At 69.8% G+C, this 25,387-nt stretch carries 22 protein-coding genes; 12 read left to right on the plus strand and 10 right to left on the minus strand.

Annotation, left to right across the window (positions count from 1 at the left end; translation table 11 throughout):
- The first annotated feature begins 21 nt into the window (after positions 1 to 21).
- The 4 genes from RI138_RS11480 to RI138_RS11495 all read left to right on the plus strand — a co-directional run bounded on the left by RI138_RS11480 (position 22) and on the right by RI138_RS11495 (position 6,144).
- The gene (locus RI138_RS11480; protein ID WP_311119832.1) at positions 22 to 774 is read left to right on the plus strand and encodes a TIGR03089 family protein; all 753 of its coding nucleotides are present in this window, start codon (positions 22 to 24) and stop codon (positions 772 to 774) included.
- Between the two features lie 208 nt (positions 775 to 982).
- Positions 983 to 2,395 carry an LCP family protein gene (locus RI138_RS11485; protein ID WP_398862801.1) on the plus strand — a complete coding sequence of 471 codons (1,413 nt, stop codon included), beginning with the start codon at positions 983 to 985 and terminating at the stop codon, positions 2,393 to 2,395.
- A gap of 223 nt (positions 2,396 to 2,618) precedes the next feature.
- A complete protein-coding gene (locus tag RI138_RS11490; RefSeq protein WP_311119834.1) occupies positions 2,619 to 4,394 on the plus strand; it encodes an LCP family protein in 1,776 nt (591 codons plus the stop codon).
- A gap of 286 nt (positions 4,395 to 4,680) precedes the next feature.
- Positions 4,681 to 6,144, plus strand: coding sequence for an LCP family glycopolymer transferase (locus RI138_RS11495; protein WP_398864248.1), 1,464 nt, complete (start codon positions 4,681 to 4,683; stop codon positions 6,142 to 6,144).
- Positions 6,145 to 6,227: 83 nt separating this feature from the next.
- Here RI138_RS11495 and RI138_RS11500 read toward each other — a convergent pair whose 3' ends face one another.
- A complete protein-coding gene (locus RI138_RS11500; protein ID WP_311119836.1) occupies positions 6,228 to 7,256 on the minus strand; it encodes a glycosyltransferase family 2 protein in 1,029 nt (342 codons plus the stop codon).
- Between the two features lie 135 nt (positions 7,257 to 7,391).
- Between RI138_RS11500 and RI138_RS11505 the strand changes: the two genes are divergently transcribed.
- Entirely contained in the window at positions 7,392 to 8,954 is a 1,563-nt protein-coding gene (locus RI138_RS11505) for an LCP family protein (protein WP_449343294.1), read from the plus strand.
- Between the two features lie 129 nt (positions 8,955 to 9,083).
- Here RI138_RS11505 and RI138_RS11510 read toward each other — a convergent pair whose 3' ends face one another.
- The gene (locus tag RI138_RS11510) at positions 9,084 to 9,650 is read right to left on the minus strand and encodes an acyl-CoA thioesterase (RefSeq protein ID WP_311119837.1); all 567 of its coding nucleotides are present in this window, start codon (positions 9,648 to 9,650) and stop codon (positions 9,084 to 9,086) included.
- Between the two features lie 117 nt (positions 9,651 to 9,767).
- On the opposite strand from RI138_RS11510, the gene RI138_RS11515 reads away from it, so the two are divergent.
- Entirely contained in the window at positions 9,768 to 11,090 is a 1,323-nt protein-coding gene (locus tag RI138_RS11515; protein WP_311119838.1) for an LCP family protein, read from the plus strand.
- Between the two features lie 30 nt (positions 11,091 to 11,120).
- Here the strand turns inward: RI138_RS11515 and RI138_RS11520 are convergent, their stop codons facing one another.
- On the minus strand, positions 11,121 to 12,167 hold the full coding sequence (locus RI138_RS11520; protein WP_311119839.1) for a DUF5954 family protein: 1,047 nt from the start codon (positions 12,165 to 12,167) through the stop codon (positions 11,121 to 11,123).
- Positions 12,168 to 12,774: 607 nt separating this feature from the next.
- Between RI138_RS11520 and RI138_RS11525 the strand changes: the two genes are divergently transcribed.
- Positions 12,775 to 13,740, plus strand: coding sequence for a hypothetical protein (locus RI138_RS11525; RefSeq protein ID WP_311119840.1), 966 nt, complete (start codon positions 12,775 to 12,777; stop codon positions 13,738 to 13,740).
- Between the two features lie 64 nt (positions 13,741 to 13,804).
- A complete protein-coding gene (locus RI138_RS11530; protein WP_311119841.1) occupies positions 13,805 to 13,975 on the plus strand; it encodes a hypothetical protein in 171 nt (56 codons plus the stop codon).
- On the opposite strand, the gene RI138_RS11535 is transcribed toward RI138_RS11530, so the two are convergent.
- The 6 genes from RI138_RS11535 to RI138_RS11560 form a co-directional block, all read right to left on the minus strand.
- Positions 13,976 to 14,578: a hypothetical protein gene (locus RI138_RS11535; protein WP_311119842.1), complete on the minus strand. Its 603-nt coding sequence runs from the start codon at positions 14,576 to 14,578 to the stop codon at positions 13,976 to 13,978.
- Between the two features lie 29 nt (positions 14,579 to 14,607).
- Positions 14,608 to 15,210, minus strand: a complete 603-nt coding sequence (locus tag RI138_RS11540; RefSeq protein ID WP_311119843.1) for a hypothetical protein — start codon at positions 15,208 to 15,210, stop codon at positions 14,608 to 14,610.
- A gap of 3 nt (positions 15,211 to 15,213) precedes the next feature.
- Positions 15,214 to 17,463, minus strand: a complete 2,250-nt coding sequence (locus RI138_RS11545; RefSeq protein WP_311119844.1) for a DUF6571 family protein — start codon at positions 17,461 to 17,463, stop codon at positions 15,214 to 15,216.
- 14 nt (positions 17,464 to 17,477) lie between these two features.
- A complete protein-coding gene (locus RI138_RS11550) occupies positions 17,478 to 17,939 on the minus strand; it encodes a hypothetical protein (protein WP_311119845.1) in 462 nt (153 codons plus the stop codon).
- A gap of 295 nt (positions 17,940 to 18,234) precedes the next feature.
- Complete coding sequence (locus tag RI138_RS11555; RefSeq protein WP_311119846.1) at positions 18,235 to 19,071, minus strand: class I SAM-dependent methyltransferase; 837 nt, start codon at positions 19,069 to 19,071, stop codon at positions 18,235 to 18,237.
- Complete coding sequence (locus RI138_RS11560) at positions 19,068 to 19,538, minus strand: hypothetical protein (RefSeq protein WP_311119847.1); 471 nt, start codon at positions 19,536 to 19,538, stop codon at positions 19,068 to 19,070. Before RI138_RS11560 ends, RI138_RS11555 begins: the two co-directional genes overlap by 4 nt.
- Before the next feature lie 97 nt (positions 19,539 to 19,635).
- Between RI138_RS11560 and RI138_RS11565 the strand changes: the two genes are divergently transcribed.
- Positions 19,636 to 20,208, plus strand: a complete 573-nt coding sequence (locus RI138_RS11565; protein WP_096627045.1) for a dihydrofolate reductase family protein — start codon at positions 19,636 to 19,638, stop codon at positions 20,206 to 20,208.
- A gap of 301 nt (positions 20,209 to 20,509) precedes the next feature.
- Entirely contained in the window at positions 20,510 to 21,103 is a 594-nt protein-coding gene (locus tag RI138_RS11570; RefSeq protein ID WP_311119848.1) for a MepB family protein, read from the plus strand.
- Positions 21,104 to 21,218: 115 nt separating this feature from the next.
- Here the strand turns inward: RI138_RS11570 and RI138_RS11575 are convergent, their stop codons facing one another.
- A complete protein-coding gene (locus RI138_RS11575) occupies positions 21,219 to 22,376 on the minus strand; it encodes an acyl-CoA dehydrogenase (RefSeq protein ID WP_311122858.1) in 1,158 nt (385 codons plus the stop codon).
- A gap of 206 nt (positions 22,377 to 22,582) precedes the next feature.
- On the opposite strand from RI138_RS11575, the gene RI138_RS11580 reads away from it, so the two are divergent.
- The gene (locus RI138_RS11580; RefSeq protein WP_311119849.1) at positions 22,583 to 23,926 is read left to right on the plus strand and encodes a UDP-glucose dehydrogenase family protein; all 1,344 of its coding nucleotides are present in this window, start codon (positions 22,583 to 22,585) and stop codon (positions 23,924 to 23,926) included.
- Between the two features lie 183 nt (positions 23,927 to 24,109).
- Complete coding sequence (locus RI138_RS11585; protein ID WP_311119850.1) at positions 24,110 to 25,312, plus strand: GDSL-type esterase/lipase family protein; 1,203 nt, start codon at positions 24,110 to 24,112, stop codon at positions 25,310 to 25,312.
- Positions 25,313 to 25,387 lie beyond the last annotated feature (75 nt).

The following is a 25,387-nucleotide window of genomic DNA, read 5'->3' on the forward strand; positions in this document are numbered from 1 at the left end:
TCCCCGCGTACGCTTGCGCGGATGAACTCCAGCGACCGCACCCCCGCCGACCTGCTGCGATCCGCTCTCGCCGCGGACCCCGCCCGCCCCCTGGTCACCTTCTACGACGACGCCACCGGAGAACGCGTCGAACTGTCGGTGGCCACCTTCGCCAATTGGGTGGCCAAGACCGCCAATCTGCTCCAGGGCGACCTGGCCGCGGAGCCCGGCGACCGGCTCGCACTCCTGCTTCCCGCGCACTGGCAGTCCGCCGTCTGGCTGCTCGCCTGCTCCTCGGTCGGAGTCGTCGCCGACATCCAGGGCGACCCGGCCGCCGCCGACCTCGTCGTGACCGGCCCCGACACCCTGGAGCGGGCGCGGGCCTGCCGGGGTGAGCGGGTCGCGCTCGCCCTGCGCCCGCTGGGGGGCCGGTTCCCGCAGCCGCCCGAGGGGTTCTCGGACTACGCGGTGGAGGTTCCGAGCCAGGGCGACCGCTTCGCGCCCTTCGCCCCGGTGGACGCCGACGCGCCCGCGCTGGCCGTGGGCGGGGCCGAGCTGACGGGTGCGCAGCTCGTCGCCCGGGCCCGCGAGGACGCCGACGCCCTCGGGCTCGTACCGGGATCGCGGCTGCTGACCGGGCGTACGTACGACACCTGGGACGGGCTGAGCGCCGGGCTCTTCGCCCCCCTGGCGGCCGGCGGGTCCGTGGTCCTGTGCCGCCACCTCGGGCAGCTGGACGCGGACGGGCTCGCCAAGCGGATCGAGAGCGAGCGGGTCACCGGCACCGCGGAGTGAGGCGTCCGGGCGCCGCCAACAGCGCGGTATGACAAGCGCTCTGAGGTGCACTCGTCCGGCCCACAGCGGGCCGAGTCCCCGGTACCGATCGCCGGGGCGGGTAGATGATCGGCGGTACAGACCACTCTCCCGGCAGCACACAACCAAGCGCGAGGTTCAGCCGTCTACTCCTGCGACCGGCGGCCCATCGCGCCGCCGAACGTGAAGGATGGACGCAGACGTGACCGACAGCGCTGGCCCCCCGGCCGACCCGGACCGCCCGGCCGGGGACACGCCACCGGGCAGGTCGCAGGAGGAGTCCGGGCCGGACGACCGGGCCACCGACGAGAAGGCCGCCCCGGACGCGACGCCCGCACCGGACGGCACTCCCGCCCCGGACGCCGGACCCGAAGACGCCGACGACACCGGCACCAGCACGAGCACGAGCACCGGCACCGAAGCCGCGCAGACCTGGGCCGACCACCCCAAAGACGCCGTCATGGCCGCCCGCCGGAGCCACTGGCTGCGCTGGACCGCCCTCGCCGCCTCGTTTCTCGTGCTCGTCGCCGCGGGCGTGGGCTGGTGGATGTACAGGAAGCTCGACGGGAACATCACCCCCGACACCAGCGCCGCCGCCGAACTCAGGGCGTACGAGGAGGAGCGGCCGGAGCAGGTCGTCGTGGACGCCCAGAACATCCTGCTCATCGGGTCCGACAGCCGCGCCGGGGACAACCGCGAGTACGGGCGGGACGACGGCGGCAGCGAGCGCTCGGACACCACGATCCTGCTGCACCTCGCGGCGGACCGGAAGAGCGCGACCGCGGTGTCCGTACCCCGCGATCTGATGGTGGAGATCCCCAGCTGCCGCACCGGGGACGACAAGGAGACCCGGGAGCGGTTCGGACAGTTCAACTCGGCGTTCGCGCTCGGCGGTACCGCCTGCACCATCCGGACCGTGGAGCGGATGACCGGCATCCGTATCGATCACCACATGGTCGTCGACTTCAACGGCTTCAAGGAGATGGTCGACGCCGTTGACGGGGTCGAGATCTGCCTCAAGGAGCCGATCGACGACAAGGACGCGCGCCTGGAGCTCCCGGCCGGACGGCAGAAGCTGAACGGCGAGGAGGCCCTCGGTTACGTACGGGCGCGCAAGACCCTCGGCAACGGCAGCGACACCGAACGGATAGAGCGCCAGCAGCAGTTCCTCGGCGCCCTGGTCAACAAGATGCAGAGCAACGGTGTCCTGCTGAACCCGACCCGGCTCTACCCGGTGCTGGACGCGGCGACCAGGTCGCTGACGACGGACCCCGGGCTGGCCTCGCTGCGCGACCTGTACGACCTGGTGCGGAGCATGCGCGATGTGCCGACCGATCAGGTGCAGTTCCTGACCGTGCCCCGGCAGCCGTACCGCCAGAACCCGAACCGGGACGAACTCGTCGAACCGGACGCGGGCGAACTGTTCGAGCAACTCCGCGAGGACCGGCCCGTGGCGGTCGTCCCGGCCGACGAACTCAAGGACGCGGAGAGCGTGCAGGAGCGGGAGGAGAGCGGAAAGCCGGACGGCGCCGGGTCCGAGAGCCCGACGCCGGCGCCCACCTATTCGGGCTCAAGCGCGGCCGACAACCTGTGTGAGCAGTAAAGCAATACCCAAGACACCGAAGACAATCGACGCGGAATGGGAAGAATGCCCGCTTGTAAGGGGCGTGGAATATGTCACGCACGTCGCCCCACCAGGAAAGCGCCGGATAGTGTGGCGCGATCCGGTGCTTCCGGCCGTCAGGTCGTGCACTGCTGGAGCGAAGGAACGAGCGCCTTGCGGGGGAGGGCGCCTCGCGTGGCACCGACGGAGGATCTGGGCAACCGTGGACGCGCATAGCCGTGGGCGGGCGGACGATATCGACCCCGCCGACCAGTGGGTACTCAACCCGCAGACCGGCAATTACGAACTGCGACTGAATCACTCCGCTGGGGAATCGAGCAGCCCTTCGCGTACGGCCACGGCTACCGAAGGAACGGGGCGCCGCGGCGACTCCCGGGCCGGTTCGGGTGGTCGAGGGGCCGGTACGCGTGAACGTGAGGGCGCCCCGGACGGGCCGCGCCGCGAGGTCCCCGGCCAGCGCAGCCGCCGCAGCTCCCAGGGCGGGCGCGGGGCCGCCGAGCCGCCCATGTCCGGCCACCGCCGGAAGCGAAAGACCAAGAAGTCGCGCAAGAAGAAGGCGCTGCTGTGGTCGGGCGGGGTCATGGCCTTCGTCGTGGTGGGCACCTCGCTCGGCGCGTACCTGCTGTACGAGAAGCTCAACGGGAACATCGACGCCATTGATGTGGGTGACGCCGGCAACAAGGACGTCGTCCCCGACGGCCCGATGAACATCCTGATCATCGGTACCGACAAGCGCACCGGCAAGGGCAACGAGGGCTACGGCGACAACGGCAGCGTGGGCCACGCCGACACCAACATCCTTTTCCACGTCTCCGAGGACCGCACCAACGCGACGGCGATGAGCATCCCGCGCGACCTGATGACCGAGATCCCCGAGTGCGAGGCGAAGCAGCCGGACGGGACCTCCACCGTCATCCCCGGCACCCCGAAGGAACGCTTCAACACCAGCCTCGGCCAGAACGGCCGTGATCCCGGCTGCACCATGAAGACGGTCGAGAACATCACCGGCGTCAAGCCGGATCACTTCATGATGGTCGACTTCAACGCGGTCAAGGAGCTGACCACCGCGGTCGGCGGCGTCAAGGTCTGCATGGCCAAGCCGATCGACGACCCGAAGTCGCATCTGAAGCTGCCGCAGGGCGAGTCGAAGGTGCAGGGCGAGGACGCGCTGGCCCTGCTGCGCACCCGGGACAGCTTCGGCAACCGGAGCGACCTCGACCGGATCAAGGTGCAGCAGCAGTTCCTCGGCTCCATGATCCGGGAGATGAAGTCGAGCGACACCCTGACCAACCCGAAGAAGCTGTACAAGCTGGCCGACGCGGCCACCAAGGCCCTGACCGTCGACACGGCCATCGGCGACGCGAAGAAGCTGATGACGCTGGCGCAGGAGATCAGCAAGGTCGACACGAAGAACATCACCTTCCTCACGATGCCGGTCATCGACAACCCGGCCGAGCCGAAGCCCGTCACCGTGGTCGTGGACCCGGTCAAGGGTGAGCAGCTCTTCGCGATGCTGCGCGCCGACACCTCTCTGACCGAGGTGAAGCAGAAGGAGAAGGCCGCCAAGGGCAAGCAGGCGGCCCTGCTCAAGGGCCCGAAGGCCGAGCCCGCCGACGTACGCGTGGACGTCCTCAACGGCGGTGAGATCCCCGGTGCGGCGGGCGCGACCGTCACCTGGCTCCAGAACGAGCAGGGGGTACTGAAGTCCGCCAACAAGGCCAACGCACCGGAGAAGATCAAGAAGACGACGCTGGAGTACGCGCCCAACCAGGCCGATCAGGCCCGGGCGCTCGCCGCGATGATGGGGCTGCCCGCCACGGCCATGAAGCAGGGCGCCGCCGACGCCGAGGGTCTTGAGGCGATGGTGCTCACGCTGGGGGCGGACTTCAAGGGCGCGGGGCAGCCCATCACCGGGCCGGCGAAGGCTCCGGAGGGCGTCGAGCAGGCAAGCGCCGACAAGGCGGTATGCGCCAAGTGACACTGGGGCACCGCGCCACGGCGGAAATCTGAACAGCATGGGGGGTCCCGTGGGACGGAGCAGTACACGCGGGGAGGGGACGCGATCACGCGTCCGCCGCGCCGATCAACCCGGCCAGGGCGAGAAGCCGTACGACGGCGACGGGCCGGGGGGCGGCCACGGACCGGGGCACGGGCCGGAGGGCGGCGAAGTCGGCCGTCGGGCGGCGAAGGGCCGCCGCGGCGGTGACGGCGGCCGGGCCCGCGGGCGCAGCAGCCGCCGTGCCCCGAAGAGCGGGAAGCGGCGGGTGCTGCGCTGGAGCGCCTGCGTGCTCTCCGTGCTGATACTCGGCACCGGCGGTGCCGGTTACTTCTACTACGAGTACCTCAACAGCAACATCAAGAAAGAGGATCTGACCCTCGGCGACAAGCCGATGGCCGATCACAAGGCCAACGCGGCCGGGCAGACCCCGCTCAACATCCTGCTCATCGGTTCCGACGCCCGGGACTCCAAGGCCAACCAGAAGCTGGGCGGCGCGAAGGAGACCTTCGGGGCTCCGCCGCTCGCCGACGTACAGATGCTGCTCCACCTCTCAGCCGACCGCAGCAATCTGTCCGTGATCAGCATGCCGCGCGACACCATGCTGAAGATGCCGAAGTGCACGGCCCCGGACGGCGAGGTCTTCCCTGCCAGCACGGGGGACGTGCAGACCAACCAAAGCCTGGGGCGCGGGGGTCCGGGGTGCACGGTGGCCACCTGGTACGAGCTGACCGGCATCCGGATCGATCACTTCATGATGATCGACTTCGCGGGTGTGGTGTCGATGGCCGACGCGATCGGCGGCGTCCCGGTCTGCGTCGACGCCAACATCCACTCGCTGACCTCCGACGGCAAGGGCTCCGGGCTGAAGCTGGAGGAGGGCACCACGTACGTCAAGGGCGAGCAGGCCCTCCAGTGGCTGCGCACCCGCTACGGCTTCGAGGACAACACCGACCTCGGGCGGGCCAAGGCCCAGCACCAGTACATGAATTCCATGGTCCGCGAGCTGCGCAAGGGCACCAAGCTCACCGACCCGGCGAAGCTGATGAACCTCGCCGAGGCCGCCACCAGCGCGCTGACGGTCGACAAGGGCCTGGACACGGTCAAGAAGCTCTACGACCTGGCCGAGGAGTTCAAGAAGGTCCCGACGAAGCGCATCACGATGTCGACCATGCCGAACGTGTACGGCACCGGCACCAACAAGGGCCGGGTGTACCCGAAGGCGGGCGACGCGGAGCAGCTGTTCCGGATGGTCCGGGAGGACGTACCGCTGGACGGCAAGCCCTCCAAGCGGAAGGCCGCTGAGCCGAAGGACCCGTCCGCCCCGGTCGGCGAGATCGCCGTGGCCGTACGGAACGGGACCGCCACCGACGCGCTCGGACCGGCCTCCGGTCGGGCGACCGACGTGTCGGACCAGCTGAAGGAGGCGGGCTTCGCGCGGACCACCATCGACCCGGACAATGTGACCGGGGCGGCGCGGACCGCGATCCTGTATCCGAGTGCGGACCTGGAGGGCGACGCGCAGGCGGTCGCCAAGGCGCTCGGGATTCCGCTGTCGCAGGTGAAGAAGTCCACGGACGTCTCGGGGATCTCGCTCGCGGTGGGCGCCGACTGGCGCGAGAAGGGCGTCTACCCGGTGTCCAAGGGCGAGGAGAAGACCCCGGAGTCGGCGGGTGCCCTCAACGGGGAGAAAGAGGCCTGCATGGAGGTCAATCCGGCCTACACCTGGTGACGGCATAACAGTCCGTACGTACGAAGGGCCCCACCGTTCAGCGGTGGGGCCCTTCGTACGTGTCGAGTGTCCGGTCGGTCCGGTCAGACCGTCTCGCTGCTCCCCGCCAGCGACGGGCGGCGGCTCGCGATGACCTTCTTCGCCAGGGACCGGGGGCTGGTGAGGAAGCCGAAGCCCCAGCACATGTGCATCGTCGCCAGCGCCACCGGGATCTGCGCGCGGGCCTTCAGCGACAGCCCCTTGCCCGCGGGCACCGACCCGGCGAGGATCGCGGCCGCGTAGGCGCCGGGGACGACCAGCGCCCACGGGGTGACGGTCGCGCCCAGGACCAGGCCCGCCGCGATGGCGACGACGGCGGTCGGCGGGGCCAGGTAGCGCAGGTTGATCGAGCCGGAGTGGTAGCGGGCGACGACGTGGCGCCAGCGGCCGTAGTCCTTGTACTGCTTGGCGAGCGCCTTCACCGAGGGGCGCGGGCGGTACTGGACGCGCAGCTCGGGCGAGAACCAGATGAGCCCGCCCGCCTCGCGGATGCGGAAGTTCAGCTCCCAGTCCTGGGCGCGGATGAACTCGACGTTGTAGCCGTCGGCCTGCTCCAGCGCCTCGCGGCGGAAGACGCCGAGGTAGACCGTCTCGGCCGGGCCCGCCTGGCCGCCCGTGTGGAAGGCCGCGTTGCCGACGCCGATCTTCGAGGTCATCGCGGCGGCGACGGCGTCCTCCCAGGCGTTCTCCCCCTCGGCGTGCATGATGCCGCCGACGTTCTGCGCGCCGGTCTCCTCCAGGAGGCGGACGGCGGTGGCGATGTAGTTCGGCGAGAGCATGCCGTGGCCGTCGACCCGGACGACGATCGGGTGGCGGGAGGCCTTGATCGCCGCGTTGAGGGCTGCCGGGGTGCGGCCGGTGGGGTTGGGGACCGTGTGGACCCGGGGGTCCTCGGCGACCAGTTCGGCCGCGATCTCGTCCGTGCGGTCGGCGGAGGGACCGAGCGCGATCACGACCTCCATCTCACCGGCGTACTCCTGCTCCAGGATGTGCCGGACCGCGTTCCTGAGATGGCGTTCCTCGTTGAGCACCGGCATGATCACGGAGACGGCGGGGTACTGCGCGGCAGACATGTGGTCCTCGGGGGGTCCTCGGGGGCGCCGGGGGTTTCGCACCCCAGGAGGCGGCTCTGTTTCGGCCGCCACGTTACCGCGAATGGGGGACACCGGTGCGCGCGCCGCCCGGTGGCGGGCCGGGGCGGAGATCCTATGGGCCTACCGTCGGACGGTCCCCCCTGCACCACGGAGGTGTCTCCCCCCGTGCCCACGCCGCAACGACCACAGCGCCCGTCGCACCCCCGCACCACTCCCCCGAGGCGCCGTCCTCCCCAGGGTGCGCGGCCGGTCCGCTCGCGCAAGCAGGACGAACGGCCGCGCTGGGGCATGCGGGTGGCCACCGGTCTGTCCGTGCTGGTGCTGGGCGCGGGTGGGATCGGTCACGCCGTGGTGAGCAACCTGGAGACCGGGATCGGCCGGGTCGACCCGTTCAAGGACATGAAGAACCGGCCCCAGGGCGGCCGCGGCACGAATCTGCTGCTGGTGGGCACCGACGGCCGGGACACCATCACCGAGGAGGAGCGGAAGAAGTACCGGCTCGGCGGCGCGCCCTGCCACTGCACAGACACGATCATGCTGGTCCATCTGTCGGCCGACAAGCAGCGGGCGAGCGTCGTCAGCCTCCCCCGGGACAGCTACGCAGAGATGCCCGCCCACACCGACCGCACCACGGGCAAGCACCACGAGAGCCACCCGGTGAAGCTGAACGCCGCTTACGCGGAGGGCGGGCCGACGCTGACCGTGCGGACCGTCGAGAACATGACGGGCGTCAAGATCGACCACTATCTGGAGGTCGACTTCACCAGCTTCATGAAGACGGTCGACGCGGTGGGCGGGGTGAAGATCTGCACGGCCCGGCCGATGAAGGACTCGTACACCGGGCTGAACCTGCCTGCGGGCACGCATGAGTTGGACGGCGGCCAGGCCCTCCAGTACGTGCGTTCGCGCCATATCGACGTGGCCGCCGACCTGGGCCGGATGGAGCGCCAGCAGAAGTTCATGGCGGCGCTGATCAAGCGGGCGACGAGCAGCGGGGTGCTGCTGAACCCGGTGAAGTTCCAGCAGGTCTCCGCCTCGGTGCTGGGCTCGGTACGGGCGGACAAGGGGTTCGGTACGGAGCAGATGCTGGCGCTCGGCCGGGCGATGAAGGACTTCAGTCCGGCCTCGTCCGAGTTCACGTCCGTGCCCATCGGCAACCCCAGCTTCCCCGTCAAGGGCATCGGCTCGACGGTGCAGTGGGACGCGGCGAAGTCGAAGAAGCTGTTCCAGGCCCTGCGCGAGGACCGGCCGCTGGCCCCGGAAAAGCCGAAACCGAAGCCCGCGGCGGGCCCGCGGCAGCCGCCCGCCACGCTCGTCGACGTGGCGCCGAAGGAGATCCGGGTCCAGGTCTACAACGGGACCCCGAAGGACGGCCTCGGCCAGACCGTCGACGAGGGGCTGCGCGCCACCGGGTTCGCCACCACGGGAGGCCCGCTCAACGGGGAGCTGCAGGACCTGAAGCGGACGCTCGTGGAGTACGACCCGCGCTGGGACCGGTCGGCGAAGTCCCTGGCCGCCGCCCTGCCCGGAAGCGAGCTGAAGGCGGTGAAGGGCCAGGGCGGAACGATGAAGGTGACGGTGGGCTCGGACTTCACGAAGGTGCAGCGGGTGAAGGCGGAGGCCCGGCAGACGGGCGAGTTCTCCACGGTGACGGGGGACGAGGTGGTGTGCCCGTAGGGTTCCGGAAGCCTGTACGGGTTCTCGGGAGCCCCTAGGGTTCCGGAGGCTGTAAGGACCTCCGAAAGCCCGTAGGGTTCCGGAGCCTGCAAGGGTTCTCGGAAGCCCGTAGGGCTGTCGCGGACGGGGTCAGTCGTCGATGCCGTCCGCCGCGCGCTTCTCGCGCAGTTCCTTGATCGCGCGGCGGCGGGCGAGGCGGTGGGTGCGCCGGATCTGCGCCTCCTGGTAGCGCCGCTTGTCGCGCTCGGTCTCGGGAATCACCTGCGGTACGGAGCGCGGTCTGCCGTCCCCGTCGACGGCGGCGAAGACCAGATAGGCGCTGCCGACCTGCTGGGCGGGGGTCGACTCGTTCCAGCGCTCGGCCATCACGCGGACGCCGACCTCCATCGAGGAGCGGCCGGTCCAGTTGACCTGGGCGCGTACGTGGACGAGGTCGCCGACGCGGACCGGCTCCAGGAAGACCATCTCGTCCATCGAGGCGGTCACGGCGGGGCCACCGGAGTGCCGGCCGGCGACGGCGCCCGCGGCGTCGTCGACCAGCTTCATGATCACGCCTCCGTGCACCGTACCGAGGAGGTTGGTGTCGCTGCCGGTCATGATGTGGCTGAGCGTGGTCCGGGAAGCCGCGGTCGGCTTGCCCGGAATCTCGCCATCCGAGCGGCTGGCCTGATCTGAACGGGTGGCCTGATCTGTCATACAGTCCACCTTATGCGCGGGCCCCGATCCCGCAGAATGCATCAGGTTCGCAACAGCCCTGGTGCGATTTCCCTTACACCCTGTAATAGCCGTGGCAAGGGGCGGCACACTGGTCGGATGAACGATTGGCCCGATCGACGGACCGGCGACGGCAGCGAGCGCTACGGCCGGGGCAGCGCCAGCCCCCAGCCCGAGAGCGCGCGGTCCATGCCGCACGTCCAGCGCCGCCCGGCACCGCCCCGCAGGCCGCAGATGCCGCCGCAGAGGCCTCAGGTTCCGCCGCAGAGCCAGGGGTACGACGACCGCTACCAAGCCCCGGCCCCCGGTTACGGCGACAGCCCCGACGCCGGTTACGACAGCGGCTACAACACGGGCCAGGTCTACGGCGGCGGCAACGGCTCCGGCCGGGGCGGCGGCCGTCGCGGTGGCGGTGACGGCGGTTACGTCCAGGGTCGCCCCGCCCCGGACTGGCGCCGCCGGATCAAGCTCGGCGCACTGACCCTGGCGGTCGCCCTCCTCGCGGTCTCCGTCTCGACGTACTTCTGGGCCGACTCGAAGCTGAAGCGCGAGGTCGACCTCTCCAAGGTGATCGAGCGGCCGGAGGCGGGCGACGGAACGAACTACCTGATCGTCGGCTCCGACAGCCGTGAGGGCATGTCGGCCGAGGAGAAGAAGCGGCTGCGCACCGGTTCCGCCGAGGGCAAGCGCACCGACTCGATGATGATCCTGCACGACGGGTCCAGCGGCCCGACGCTGATCTCGCTGCCGCGCGACTCCAACGTCGAGATCCCGTCCTTCAAGGGCTCCGAGTCCGGCAAGATGTTCCCGGGCACCGGCCGCCAGGTGAAGCTGAACGCCGCCTACGCCGAGGACGGGCCCGAACTGCTGGTGCGGACGGTGGAGTTCAACACCGGGCTGCGCATCGACCACTACGTCGAGATCGGCTTCGGCGGCTTCGCGCAGATCGTGGACGCGATCGGCGGGGTCGAGCTGGACATCCCGAAGGCGTTCAAGGACAAGAAGTCCGGCGCCGACTTCCAGGCGGGCAAGCAGACGCTGAACGGTGAGCAGTCCCTCGCCTTCGTCCGGACCCGCTACGCGTTCGCGGGCAGCGACCTCGACCGTACGAAGAACCAGCAGAAGTTCCTCGCGGCGCTGGCGAGCCAGACGGCGACGCCGTCCACGATCCTCAACCCGTTCAAGCTGTACCCGACGATGGGCGCGGGCCTGGACACGCTGATCGTGGACAAGGACATGTCGCTGTGGGCGCTGGGCAACATGTTCTTCGCGATGAAGGGCGTCACGGGCGGCGACGGTACGTCGATGAACATGCCGATCTCCGGCAGCATCGGGAGCAACCTGGTCTGGGACAAGGCGAAGGTGAAGCAGCTCGTGGAGCAGCTCAACAACGACGAGAAGGTCACGGTCAAGGGCAACTGACCGCCTCACCCTCACGTCACCTCACCTCACTTAGGAGCCGTGCGTGATGTTCCCGTGCTCGTCCATGAGGGGATGGATCTGGGAGGGGCCGTAGTCGTCCACGTCGGACGGGCGCGGCCGCTCCGGCCCGTCGGGCCCGATCCGCATCATGCGCTCGACACGGACGACCTCGTACCGGCGCCCCCGCAGAACGAGTTCGTTGGGCCTCCGGCGTGCGGTGAACTTCTTCGCGGCCCGCTCACGGAGGGCCGCCTCCTTCTCGTCCACCTTCATCCACTCGGGCAGCTCCGGCATGTCCGGCAGATCCGGCAGCTGGGGCACGGGCCGGGTCAGGTGGTGGACGAGGGCGCGCCGGGCGCCCTGCGGGGTCGAGTACTGCCCGGTCACCATCGACCAGGACAACTCCTTCCGCTCCACCACCCGGAACGTCGCCGGGAGGAGCACCACCCCCGGATGGGTGGTCAACGCCCGCCGGGAGTCGGCCCGAACGTCCTTGGGAAAGCGGTCGGCGGTGTAGGAGAGGTTCAGCAGCCCCATCCGGTCGATCCCCTCGGACAGCCCGACGGCGGCCGCGTGGTCGACCACGAAGCCCTCGGTGCGGGAGGCGTCGGGCGCGTCCAGGTCCCAGCTGTCGTCGTCCGGATCGGTGGCCCGGGGCGGCTCCAGCCGGTCGTCGCCGATCCGGGCGAACTCGTCGGCCCGCACGACCCGGTAGCGGACTCCGTCCGCCGTCACCTCGTTGACCGGCTTGGTCTCCAGCTGGGCCACGGCCGCCAGCAGCGACCGCCGCACAGCGGGGTCCTCGGTCTCGTCCCTCGCCTTGAACCACAGGTGCGAGTTCAGGTCGTCCCGGGCCATCTGCGGGAACCCGGTGCCGAGTTCACCCATCAGCCGCCAGCGCGGCCGGTCCCCGCCCCGCTGCTCGGCGAGCCCGAACAGCGGCCCCCGGACCACGATGCTCGGGTACTTGCGGACCGAGGCGAACGCGTCCACCTCGGTGACCTCGGAGACCGGGTCGTCGCGGTGGGTGACGTTGATGGTGAGATGGTCCGGCGACTTCCCCGGGTGATCGTCCATGCACTCAGTGTGCCGAAGCGGGGCCGTTGGTGTCAGGGTTTCCACCACAAAAGGCTTGCCGGCGCTGATGCCGACGAGCGCGCTCCACTGCCCCGCTGGGCCGGAGCGCCCTCGGGTCATGCGGGGTAGTGCGTACCCTCAACTGCCGGAGGCGTACGGGACGAAGCCCTCTCCCGTATCCGTTCTGTGCGCCGCCGCGCTGTGCCTGCCGTCTTCCTCAACCATGGTGCGCAGCGCAGGGACGGCGGGTCGCGCCAAGAGACGGACCTCCGGGAAACCACCCGAAACCGCTGCTCACACCGGGTCGTGGCGCGGCACGATCCGGTGAGGGTCCACCGGGTCGTGGCCGACCGCGACCCGGTGGACCGCGACATCAAGTACTTAAAGAACCAAGAGAAATTACCCAACCCCACCCCACCCGATCCCGGTGGTCAGCTGCGGGAGGGGCTGGTCACTCACACGGGCGAGATTCACCAACTGGGCTGGATTTCGCACGGGTTGGCAGGCATATGCTCACGCTGACCACAACCCCAGACATGAGACGGCCCCCGCCGGGACGGCAATCCCGAACGAGGGCCTGACCACCAAGGAAGAAGAGACCTTCCCGATGGATACCCAGCACGATATCGCCCTCGCCCATGCCCTCACCGGGATTCACGAGCCTCTCCCGCCCTCCGGCGTGATCCACGTAGCGATCCCGCACACGAGCCGGTTCACGATCGTCGGCAACCACCTCGCGCAGCACGCGGAGCTCTCCCTCACCGCGATCGGGATCGGCGTACACATCCAGTCGCTGCCCGCCGGGTCCCAGGTCGGCATCAAGGCGCTCACGGCCCGCTTCGCCGAGGGCGAGACGACGATCGCCTCCGCCCTGCGCGAGCTGGAGACCCACGGCTACCTGCACCGGACCCGCGTGAGGCTGGCGAACGGCCGGATGGTCACCCGCACCGTGTTCTGCAACCGTCCGGGTGCGTTGCCGCGGGGCGGGGCTGTGGTGGTGCCGATGCCGGTCGTGGCGCCCCCGGCGCCCGTGCCGGTGGGACCCCCTGTGCTGCCCGTGGTGGCGGCTGCGGTGCCTGAACCCGCGCCCGAACCCGCCCCCGTACCGGAAGAATCACACCCCCCGGTACGCGTACCGCCGCGCACCGCGCCCAAGCCGCCGCGTCGGCCGCTCCCCCAGCCCCGCGAGCTCACCCCGGAGCTGCGCCGGGCCTCCTCCGCGCTCCTCGCCGACCTGCGGCGTCACGCGGAAGAGCTGGTGCTCTGTGAGCAGGACATCGAGGAACTGGTCCCCGGTGTGGCCGCCTGGCTGGAGCGCGACACGCCCCCCGACGCGATCCGCCATGCCTTGACGGCCGACCTCCCGCAGCCGCCCAGAAGCCCGGCGAAGCTCATCAGGCACCGCCTCACCGTGCTCCTGCCGCCGCCGCTGCCCGGCACCTCGGATCTGACCCCGGTCCGCCGTACCGTCGTCATCCCCCTCCAGAACTGTGACCGCTGCGACCACGCGTTCCGTGCCACCTCACCGGGCCACTGCCGTGGCTGCCGGAGCGAGCTGCTGGGAGCGGCCTAGCGCGAAGGGAACGCCCCTTGTCCCCGGGCACGACATCCCTGGGCACGATCGAGGAGCGCGCACCATGACCATCGCCCCGGACGACGGCGAGGACGTCACCATCGGAGTGGACGATCCCGACCAACGGCCTGCCGCGTTACACCTGACGCCGCCGCTCGATGCCCTCCCCCGTGCTGGCGGCGCACGGTATTCGGCGCACAAGGCGGCGGGGGGGGATGGATTGGTCGGACGATGATCAATCCGCGCAGTCGTACTTCTTGACGAGCCTGGTGGCCGCTTCCCGCATCACGGTCACGTTGTTGCGCAGCGCGATGTCCGCGTCGACAGGCCGCTCCCTCTCCAGCCTGGCCAGCTTCTCCTCATCCTGAGAGGGCACGTCGAGCCACACCCTGATGTACGGGGCGGTCGAGCCCATACGGACGGGGCAGCCTGCAGGCAACGTGACCGCAGCCTCCTCGGGGAGCGCCCAGCCGATAAGCCCGGGACCGAGAGAGGTGGAGCCCTCCTTGCGGCCGGGGGGGCTCGGGGTGTCCTCTACAACCAGTTTGTAGACCACCCGAGGGTTGTCGTTGTCGTCGTACGGGTTGGCGCGCAGCACGCGGCACGCTTTGAACACTGCGGTGTCAGTGGTCCTGCCCTTGCTCTCCCACTCGTCCGTGCTGACCTCGCCCCCCTGGCCGTCGTCGATCAGCTCCGCCGTCTCTCGGCTGAGCGCACCATGACACAGGCTCTGCGGCAACGGCGCCTTCTCCACGTTCTCGGGCCAGACGCTCGCCGTCACCACCGCCACCCCGGCAACACCGAGCGTGGTCGCCAACGGCAGCCACTTCTTGTCCATCGGTTGTTGTCCCCTCCGCCCGTCGGATGTCAGGCGGCGCAGTCGTGCTTCTTGACGAGCCTGGTGGCCACTTCCCGCATCACGGTCACGTTGTTGCGCAGCGCGATGTCCGCGTCAACAGGCCGCTCCCTCTCCAGCCTGGCCAGCTTCTCCTCATCCTGAGAGGGCACGTCGAGCCACACCCTGATGTACGGGGCGGTCGAGCCCATACGGACGGGGCAGCCTGCAGGCAACGTGACCGCAGCCTCCTCGGGGAGCGCCCAGCCGATAAGCCCGGGACCGAGAGAGGTGGAGCCCTCCTTGCGGCCGGGGGGGCTCGGGGTGTCCTCTACAACCAGTTTGTAGACCACCCGAGGGTTGTCGTTGTCGTCGTACGGGTTGGCGCGCAGCACGCGGCACGCTTTGAACACTGCGGTGTCAGTGGTCCTGCCCTTGCTCTCCCACTCGTCCGTGCTGACCTCGCCCCCCTGGCCGTCGTCGATCAGCTCCGCCGTCTCCCGGCTGAGCGCACCATGACACAGGCTCTGCGGCAACGGCGCCTTCTCCACGTTCTCGGGCCAGACGCTCGCCGTCACCACCGCCACCCCGGCAACACCGAGCGTGGTCGCCAACGGCAGCCACTTCTTGTCCATCGATTACTGTCCCGTCAACTTGTTGGCCTCGGCCAGGCCGGTGAGGTACCACTCCTTGGCCTTCGCCTGGAGGTGGTTCTCGAACTCGCCGGGGCTCGCGTCCAGCTCCTCCTTCGTCAGCCCGCGTTTCGTCGCCACCCCGCGCAACATGCCCTTCAGCTGTTCCTCGCCGTCTTCGTAATGGACAATCCTGTTCTTGCGGGTCTCGGCGTCGACCTTGGCGTTCTCCTCGTTCAGGTCATCGCTCAGGCCCCAGTCCACCGAGCGCTGCATCCCGTCGCCAGCGAACGGGATGGGGGTCAGCAGCCCCCCGACGATGTGGTAATTGAGCATCTTCTCGTAGGCATTGGCGTCCTTCTCCGCCTGGCCCAGGTCGGCGATGACGTCGTCACGCACGCCATCGAGGTGACCGAGCACATTCGCGGACTGCTGAACCCAGGCCCGCAGCTCCTGATCTTCCTTGCGGAAGGACTCCGCCGGGAAGCCTTCGAGCCCTTCACCGATGACCACGGTCTGCGAGCCATGGATCATCTTGTAGGCGTTGGGGTCTTCTACTGTGGCGCGGATGATCCGGGTGAGGTCGCCCCGGTCGATCTCCAGCTGGTTGAAGTCGGTCGGCCCGTCCATCTCCTTGCCGAGGATCTGGTGCACGTCGGAGCCGTAGTCGGCGATCATGTCGGCCATCGGCAGGCGCATGGTGACGGGGATGGCGCTCTGGTCCTTGTGGAGCGCCTCCGTGTACTCGTCCATCACCCGCTCGAAGATCGCGGTCTCGGCGGCATCGTGGTGAGCCGGTGCCAGGTGCAGCTCCGAACCCGGCACGCGGCCGGTGGCCGCGGCCTCAAGAGCGAGGCCGAGCTCGGCGCGGGCCGAGGTGTACTGCTTCTCGTCCGGCATCTTGCTCTCGACTTCGCCGCCGGGCCACTTCCGGTCCTCCAGAAAGTACTTGAGGTTGTCGGTGGTGTTCGGGTCGAAGTAGTGGGTCGAGGCGGACGCGTTGCGGCTCATGGCGTTCAGCAGGCCCTTCATCGGGTCCTCCTGCGTGCCCTGCCAGTGCCTCAGGGGTCCGTCGTAGGCGTCGTCGTTGTCCGTCTCCCACTCACGGATGGTGTCGCCGACCTCGGTCAGGAAGGCCTCGCTGTAGACCGGGTCGTCCTCGTCCTTCTTCCAGGGCGAGGACTTTTCCTTGGGGTCCTTGTTCGGGTCGTACACGGCGTTGTCGCCGGCGTCGGCGGCCATCAGGTCCGTGAGGTCCTTAAGGGTCGCGGCGCCGCCCACGATGAGCCCGGGGTGCTGGCGGACCAGGCCGTTGCCGTCGCGGGCCGTGGTGATGAGCTTGTCGGTCCAGACCGAGGTGACGCCACCCGGGGAACCGATCGAGGAGTCGGGTCCGGTGGCGGTGGCGAGGGAGCCGGACAGCGCCTTGTAGAGGCGGGCGTCGGTGCTGGAGACCTGGCCGTCGCGGCCGCCCGACTCCAGGCTGCTGGCGAGCAGCAGCACGGCCTCCTGCTGGTCACGGCTCCGGTAGCTGAGGTTCGTCATCAGCTGCTCGGCGAAGGCCGTCGAGTCCTTGCCTTCCTCGGCGATCGTGAGGAGCCGCTCGCGCTCGTCGTCGTCGAGGTGTTCCCAGCGGGCGTAGAGCTTGGCGGCCTCACGGCCGTTCTCCGCCTGCTGCTTCTCCTCGGCGCGCATCCTCTTGGCGTCGGCGAGGCCGTTGAGTTCGGTGCTGCCGAAGTCGTTGGCGTGGTTGCGGATCAGTGCCCGCAGGCCCCAGGCGCAGAGCTCATCGGCTTCGTTGGCACGCTTCAGGATCCCTTCGAGCTTGCCGCGCAGCGCCTCGAACTGAGCCTCGGTGGCGAGGGGCTCGGTGCTGTCCTTCGAGCGGCGGTCGGGGTGTATCCGGTGGCTGAGAACGCCGTTGGGGTAGATGACGATGCCCGGCGGGGGGTTCTCGTACGCGTACTTGAGGTCGTCCTGGGCCGATTTGAAGAGGGCGTGGGCGTCCTTGAGGAGGTCACGTACCGACTCCGCTTCGGTGACAGCGTCACTGAACTCATTGGCGGTCTTGGTGACGAACTCCTTGGTGACGGTGGCGTTGTCGCCCGCCCAACTGGACTTGTCCGCCTTGGACTTCATTGCCTTGGCGTCGGTCTGGAGAGGGGATTCCAGCTTGCCGATCATCTCGGTCCACTGGGTCACCGCAGTGGCGAGCGGGGCGAGCCGGGCGGTGAGGAGCTGCTCGAAGGTGGGCACGGTGACGGCTCTCCTTACCGGAAGTACTTGCTGATCTGAGAGGCGGGGACAGCCCCGTCGTCCCCAGGGGCGACGGGGCCGACTATGCGCAGCTGTGTCTCGATCCACTCGTCGTCGGCCTTCTTCGACGCCTTCGTGTAGTCGAGGTGGTTGGAGATGTGGGCGCATGCCTGGAGGAGGGTCTTCACCTGCTTCTCCCAGGTTTCGATCACTTCCGTGAACGCCGCGCCGGTGTCGAACCCGTCGCCCTTGAGGCCCTTACCGGCTGTCTCGCTCGCCGCCTTCGCGTGCTTACCGGTCCGTTCGAGGCCGTTGAACAGGTTGAAGGCGGCGTGGCCGATATCCCCCAGCTCGTCGTCCGAGACTACGTAGTCGGCCGACCCCTTCGCCGGGCCGGAACCCCCGGTGCCGCCGGCCTGGTTCAGCCTCATGGCGGCGGCGGCCTTCAGCTCGCCCCATTCCTTCGCGAATGACATGATCCCCACCCCGCATACCGCTAAGGAGCCGCTCCCCGCGCCACGATACCCGTGTGATCAAACGATCCAGCAACAGTGCGTCACTGGGTTCCCGAGCAGGCACAAAGGCTCCGTTGAGGCGGTCAACCCCGCAAAACACCCCGCACTCTGACGGAGTTGCTGACCGAGCTCCGGTGAACAGCATCCTGTTCGTCAGCGCTCGGCAGGATCACTGCGGCTGACGCCGGTGCGCCGCACAAGCCACGTGCCTGGCGAAACAAGCCACGTGCCTGGCGAATCACCCATGAACTACCCCCTACGCTCCTCCGTGTGCCAGCAACGCAACGTGCGGGAGCGCCAACCTGCCCTTCGTCGACTGGAATTCGGCACACAGTGCGTCGTACGCCTGCCTGGCCGCCGCCACCCCCTCCGTCCCCCGGCCGTTGAGGACCTGCCCGATCGCGCCGATCCCCCGCTCGGCCCCCGCCCACCACGTATCGGGGTCACAGCGGTGCTCCCAGGCCACCTCGGGGCACCGCACTCCCAGGAACCCGGCCGCGTCGAGCAGGGCGGCCAGGCCTTCCGGGTTACGGGGGAAGTCGTCCTCGGGGGCGAGTGCGGGGAGCCAGTCGGGGCAGGTGAGCCCGGCGGCCTGCGCGGCTCGGCCGATCAGGGTCTGGCCGGGCGCTCCGGGCGACCGCCAGATGGTGACCGCGACCCGGCCGCCGGGGCGGGTGACCCGGCGCAGCTCGGCGAGCGCTTCGCGCGGGCGGCCCACGTGGTTCAGGACGAAGTTGCCGACGACCGCGTCGAACGCGTCGTCTTCGTAGGGGAGCTCGGGGAGCCGGGCGATGCACGCCGCGATGCCCGGCACGGCCCGGCGGGAAGCGTCCACCATGCCGGGTTCGGCGTCGACCGCGTGCACGGCGGCACCGCGTGCGACGGCCGCGAGGCTGACGGTTCCGCTGCCGCAGCCCACGTCGAGGCCCCGGGAGCCCGGACCTACCTCGGCGGCGTCGAGGAGAGCCGGTACCGGGTGGGCGCAGAGGCGGGCGTAAGTGCGGTCGTACGCCTCGGCCTTGCCGGACCAGATGCGCCGCTCGGCACGGTCGAAGGGGGTGGTGGTGCGTGATGCCCTTGGAGACGTGGTCATCCGGCCACTCCCTTCGGTTCGAGTTCGGCGAAGTCCTCGTGGAGCGCGTCGAGGTGGCGGCCGGTCGGTTCACCGGCCGGGGTCAGCTCCGCGATCCGCCAACGGGGCAGCTGCTCCTCGACCTCGGCGGGCAGCGACCCGTCCGCCGGGTCGGCCAGGGCGTACAGCACCCCGAACGCGGTCTCCCGGGCCACCTCACGGGCCAGCGCGCCGAGGTCCTCGGGGGTGAGCCCGGCGTCGAGGGCGCGGTCGACGGCGTCGGCGGCCGTGCCGTCGGCGCGGTAGGCGGCCACCCACTTCCCGGCGGCCGTGGCCCAGGCGTCGACGTCCTGCCACACCGTGCGCAGCAGCCGGTAGCGGGCGAGCTGCGGCAGCCCCTCGTAGACCTCGGACTCGGCCCAGTCGCGGGCGTCGCCGTCCGCGCCCAGGGCGGTGAAGAGGGCGGTCAGTCTGTCGAGTTCAGTCATGTGCCGGGAGGCTAACCGATGAGTTTCTGCGCGGCGCGCGGTCAGTACATCCGTAATAGTGAGACGTAAGAGCCCAGCGACATATCCAGGAGACCTGATGCGCACCCTGATCAGCACCGCGTTCGTTTCGCTCGACGGCGTCGTGGAGGCCCCGGGCGGCGAGCCCGGCTACCGGAACTCGGGGTGGACCTTCAAGGACGTGGAGTTCCTCCCGGAGGCCTACGCCATCAAGGACCAGGAGCAGAAGGAGGCCGCCGCCATGCTGCTGGGCCGGGTCAGCTACGAGGCCTTCAGCCCGGTATGGCCGGGTATGGAGGAGTTCGCGTCGTACAAGGTGATGCCGAAGTACGTCGTCTCCACCACCCTCGCCGAGGACGATCTGGTGTCCGACTGGGGCGACACCACGATCCTGCGCTCCCTGGACGAGGTGGCCGCCCTGAAGCGGACCGAGGGCGGCCCGATCATCGTCCACGGCAGCGCCGCCCTGAACCGGAGCCTCGCGGACGCCGACCTCATCGACCGGTACAACCTGCTCGTCTTCCCGCTCCTGCTCGGCGCGGGCAAGCGCCTGTTCAGCGAGACGGACAAGGACCGCCAGAAGCTGAAGCTGGTCGAGCACGAGGCGTACGCGAACGGCATCCAGAAGAACGTGTTCGACGTCGTCCACTGACACCGCGGTTCTCGGGGCTGCGGTTTCGGGATCGTGACTCTCGGGCCTGCGGTTCTCGGGCCTGCGGGGCCGGGAACCGCACACGACTTCCGTCCCGCAGGTGCCATCCGGGCGTCCTGGGACGACTACTCGGGGCGGACCTGTGCGGCCTGCATGCCCTTCGTCCCGCGCTCCCTCGCCCGACGGACTGGCTGGGCGCGCGAGTGAGCCCTCCGGCCTGGGCACATCCGGAATGACTAGACGAGAGATACGCCCCCAGCCGAGTCGGCGACCGTCCATGCGTTCGTGACAGGGTGATCGAATGGCGACGAACCGCGAGTACTCACCCGATCCCCAACCGACCGGCGTCACGCCGTGGCCGGACACCGCCCCGGTCCACGGTGATCTCCTCGCGGCGAAGGCCCTCGTCTACGACCCTTGCGGGTTCACCTGCTCGCAGCCGGTCCCCGAAGCCGAGAGTGCCGAGTACGCCGCCCACACGTTCACGCTTGACGGACTCGCCGTCCGGTTCCGCGCCGCCAAGACGACCCCCACCAAGGTCGGCCAGTTCGTCACCGTGTGGAAGAGGTCCCCGGGCGGGCCCATCCAGCCCTTCGACGCGTCGGACTCCGTCGACCTGTTCGTCATCAGCACCCGCGACCAGCACCACCTCGGCCAGTTCGTCATTCCCAAGGACGTGCTTTGCCGGCACGGTGTCGTGTCGGTGAACGGTGCCGGGGGGAAGCGGGCCTTCCGCGTCTATCCGCCCTGGGTGACCACCACCAACCGCCAAGCCGACAGGGCGCAGGCGTGGCAGCTGGACTACTTCCTGCACCTGCCCCAGGACGGGTCCGTAGACTCCACCCGTGCCCAGGAGCTCTACCGCCCGTGGGGTGGCGCCGGCCCGGCCGGATGAAGCGCCGGCACGACACCCGTCCGCGCGACGGCCCCCTGACTTCCCGCCCTCGCATGACAACGGCCCCCGGCAGGTGGCGAATTCCGGGGGCCGTTCCGCGCGCTGCGCCGGGTCGTTACGGCAGGTTCCTCGCCATCACGATCCGCTGAACCTGATTCGTGCCTTCATAAATCTGGGTGATCTTGGCGTCGCGCATCATGCGCTCGACGGGGTAGTCCCGCGTGTAGCCGTAGCCGCCGAGGAGCTGGACGGCGTCCGTGGTGACCTCCATGGCGACGTCGGAGGCGAAGCACTTGGCGGCGGCGCCCTGGAAGGTGAGGTCCGCGTCTCCGCGCTCGGACTTGGCGGCGGCCGCGTAGGTGAGCTGGCGGGCGGCCTCGATCTTCATGGCCATGTCGGCGAGCATGAACTGGATGCCCTGGAAGTCCGCGATCGGCTTCCCGAACTGCTTGCGCTCCTGGACGTACCCCTTGGCGTAGTCCAGCGCGCCCTGGGCGATGCCGAGGGCCTGGGCCGCGATGGTGATGCGGGTGTGGTCCAGGGTCTTCATCGCGGTGGCGAAGCCGGTGCCCTCCTCGCCGATCATGCGGTCGGCGGGGATGCGGACGTTGTCGAGGTAGACCTCGCGGGTCGGGGAGCCCTTGATGCCGAGCTTCTTCTCGGGGGCGCCGAAGGACACGCCCTCGTCGGACTTCTCGACGACGAACGCGGAGATGCCCTTGGAGCGCTTGGCCGGGTCGGTGACCGCCATGACCGTGTAGTACTCGGAGACGCCCGCGTTGGTGATCCAGCGCTTCACACCGTTGAGGACCCAGAAGTCGCCGTCGCGCACGGCCTTCGTCTTCATGCCCGCCGCGTCCGATCCGGCGTCCGGCTCGGAGAGGGCGTACGAGAACATCGCGTCGCCCTTGGCGAGCGGGCCCAGGTACTTCCGCTTCAGCTCCTCGGAGCCGGAGAGGATCACCGGGAGCGAGCCGAGCTTGTTGACGGCCGGGATCAGGGAGGAGGAGGCACAGGCGCGGGCCACTTCCTCGATCACGATGACCGTGGCGAGCGCGTCGGCACCGGCGCCGCCGTACTCCTCGGGTACGTGGACGGCGTGCAGGTCCGAGGCGACCAGGGCGTCCAGCGCCTCCTGCGGGAAGCGGCTCTCCTCGTCGACCGCGGCGGCGAAGGGGGCGATCTTCGTCTCGGCGAGCGCACGGATGGTCTCGCGGAGCATGTCGTGCTCCTCGGCCGGACGGTACAGGTCGAAATCGGTCGAACCCGCCAAGACGCTCACTCCCCAAATGCTAACTACCGTTAAGTAACTCAATTTTAGTGTGCCGACCGCCCGACGGCATACGCGACCAGCACGTGAGCTTGCCGACAGGGGTGGGGCATAGGGGACCTATCGGGTGGATGGAGCTGCGAATTCCGGCCTCTCCCGCCCCGACTATGCTCGGTCCGCACCCTCGTCCGTACCCCCAGGAGCACTCCATGGCCCTCAGGATCACTGTGATCGGCACCGGCTATCTCGGCGCCACCCATGCCGCGGCCATGGCCGAGCTGGGCTTCGAGGTCCTCGGGCTCGACGTCGTACCGGAGAAGATCGAGCTGCTCTCCACCGGGCGCGTGCCGATGTACGAGCCGGGGTTGGAGGAGCTGCTCCAGAAGCACGTCGTGGGCATCGAGGGCTCCACCGGGCGGCTGCGCTTCACCACCTCCTGGGAGGAGGTCGGGGAGTTCGGGGACGTGCACTTCATCTGTGTGAACACTCCGCAGAAGCACGGCGAGTACGCCTGCGACATGAGCTACGTGGACAGCGCCTTCGAGTCGCTCGCCCCGCGGCTCACCCGGCCCGCCCTCGTCGTCGGCAAGTCGACCGTCCCCGTCGGCTCCGCCGCCCGCCTCGCGGCCCGCCTAGCCGAGCTGGCTCCGGTGGGCGAGGGCGCCGAACTGGCCTGGAACCCGGAGTTCCTGCGCGAGGGCTTCGCCGTGAAGGACACCCTGCACCCCGACCGGGTCGTCGTCGGCGTGCAGAGCGAGGGGGCCGAGAAGCTGCTGCGCGAGGTGTACGCCGTGCCGGTCGCGGAGGGCTCGCCGTTCGTGGTGACCGACTTCCCGACCGCCGAGCTGGTGAAGACCTCCGCCAACTCCTTCCTCGCCACCAAGATCTCCTTCATCAACGCCATGGCCGAGGTCTGCGAGGCCGCCGACGGGGACGTCGTGAAGCTCGCGGAGGCCATCGGGCACGACGAGCGGATCGGGAGCAAGTTCCTGCGGGCCGGGATCGGGTTCGGCGGCGGCTGTCTGCCCAAGGACATCCGCGCCTTCATGGCACGCGCCGGTGAGTTGGGCGCCGACCAGGCCCTGACCTTCCTCCGCGAGGTCGACTCCATCAACATGCGCCGCCGCGGCCACATGGTCGAGCTGGCCCGGGAGGCCGTGGGCGGCGAGTCGTTCCTCGGCAAGCGGGTGGCGGTGCTGGGCGCCGCGTTCAAGCCCGACTCCGACGACGTACGCGACTCCCCCGCCCTCAATGTCGCCGGGCAGATCCACCTCCAGGGCGGTCAGGTGACCGTCTTCGACCCGAAGGGGATGGACAACGCCCGGCGGCTCTTCCCGACCCTCGGCTACGCGGACTCCGCGCTGGAGGCCGTTCGCGGTGCGGACGTCGTGCTGCATCTGACGGAGTGGCGCGAGTTCCGCAAGCTGGACCCGGCGCAGCTGGGTGAGGCCGTATCCCGCCGGATCATCCTGGACGGGCGCAACGCCCTGGACAGCGCGGTCTGGCGCGAGGCCGGGTGGACCTACCGGGCGATGGGGCGGCCCAAGGCCTGAGGCCCCCTGACCTGGGTCCGTCGGGAAGCCCGACTTCCCTTTTCTCTTTCGTCCGGCTTTCTCGTCTCGTGCTCGTCTCGTCCGGCTTCTTGTTCGTCCGGCTCCTTTTCGGCCGTGCGGGCAGAAATCCGTGCGGGCAGAAATGCGTGTGCGCTCCAAGCATCCGGTTGGCAAGGTAGGAGCATGGACGACTCGTACGACCCCGCTCCCACCTCCGACGCCACCCAGTGGATCTCCACCCCGCTCACCGACGCCCTGCTGCGCGGCGCCCTCGAACTGGAGCGCACCGATCGCGGCGGCCTCCTCCCCCACCGGCTGCCCGCCCGTGCCCGCGCCCAGTTCGGCGGTGACGGACAAGTGGCCCAGGCCGAGGCGCAGCCCTCCGGTGTGCGGGTGGTGTTCCGTACCCGGGCCACCGCCGTCGAGCTGGACGTCCTCCGTACGAAGATGGGGTACCGGGGTGTTCCGCCCCGCCCGGACGGCGTGTACGAGCTGTACGTGGACGGCGAGCCGGCCGGCCGGGCCACGGCGGGCGGCGGCAACGTGGTCATGGTCGACATGTCCGACGGGTCCCGCGAGACGATCCCCGGCCCGGTCGGCGCGGTGCGGTTCGCCGGGCTGCCCGAGGGTGAGAAGACCGTCGAGATCTGGCTGCCGTACACCGAGACCACCGAGCTGATCGGGCTGCGAACCGACGCCCCCGTGAGCGCCGTGGAACCGGGCGGGCGGCGGGTGTGGCTGCACCACGGCAGCTCCATCAGCCACGGTTCCGCCGCCGAGAGCTCCGCCACGACCTGGCCCGCCCTGGGGGCGGCCGCGGGAGGTGTGGAGCTGGTCAACGTCGGCCTGGGCGGCAGCGCGCTGCTCGACCCGTTCACCGCTCGCGCTCTGCGGGACACCCCGGCGGACCTGGTCAGCGTCAAGGTCGGAATCAATCTGGTGAACCTCGACGGGATGCGGCTGCGCGTCTTCGGGCCCGCCGTACACGGATTCCTGGACACGATCCGCGAAGGCCATCCGACCGCGCCGCTACTCGTGCTCTCGCCGGTGTACTGCCCCATCCACGAGGACACCCCGGGGCCCGCCGCGCCGGAGTTCAGCGACGGGAAGGTCGCGTTCAAGGCCATGGGGGACCCGGCGGAGGCGGCGTTCGGCAAGCTGACGCTGAACGTCATCCGCACGGAGCTGGCCCGGATCGTCGAGGAGCGGGCGGCGGACGATCCGAACCTGTACTACCTGGACGGCCGCGAGCTGTACGGCGAGGCGGACTTCGCCGACCTGCCGCTGCCCGACCAGCTGCACCCGGACGCGGCGGCCCACCGCCGCATGGGCGAGCGCTTCGGGGCACTCGCCTTCGGTCCGGGGGGACCGTTCGCGGCGGCGTAGCCGGTTCGGCGGGCCCGCGTGCCCGCTGCCCGGCAGCCCGCGTGCCGGGTCCGCCGCCCCGTAGCCCGCGTGCCG

Source organism: Streptomyces durocortorensis, assembly GCF_031760065.1.
Classification (GTDB): Bacteria; Actinomycetota; Actinomycetes; order Streptomycetales; family Streptomycetaceae; genus Streptomyces.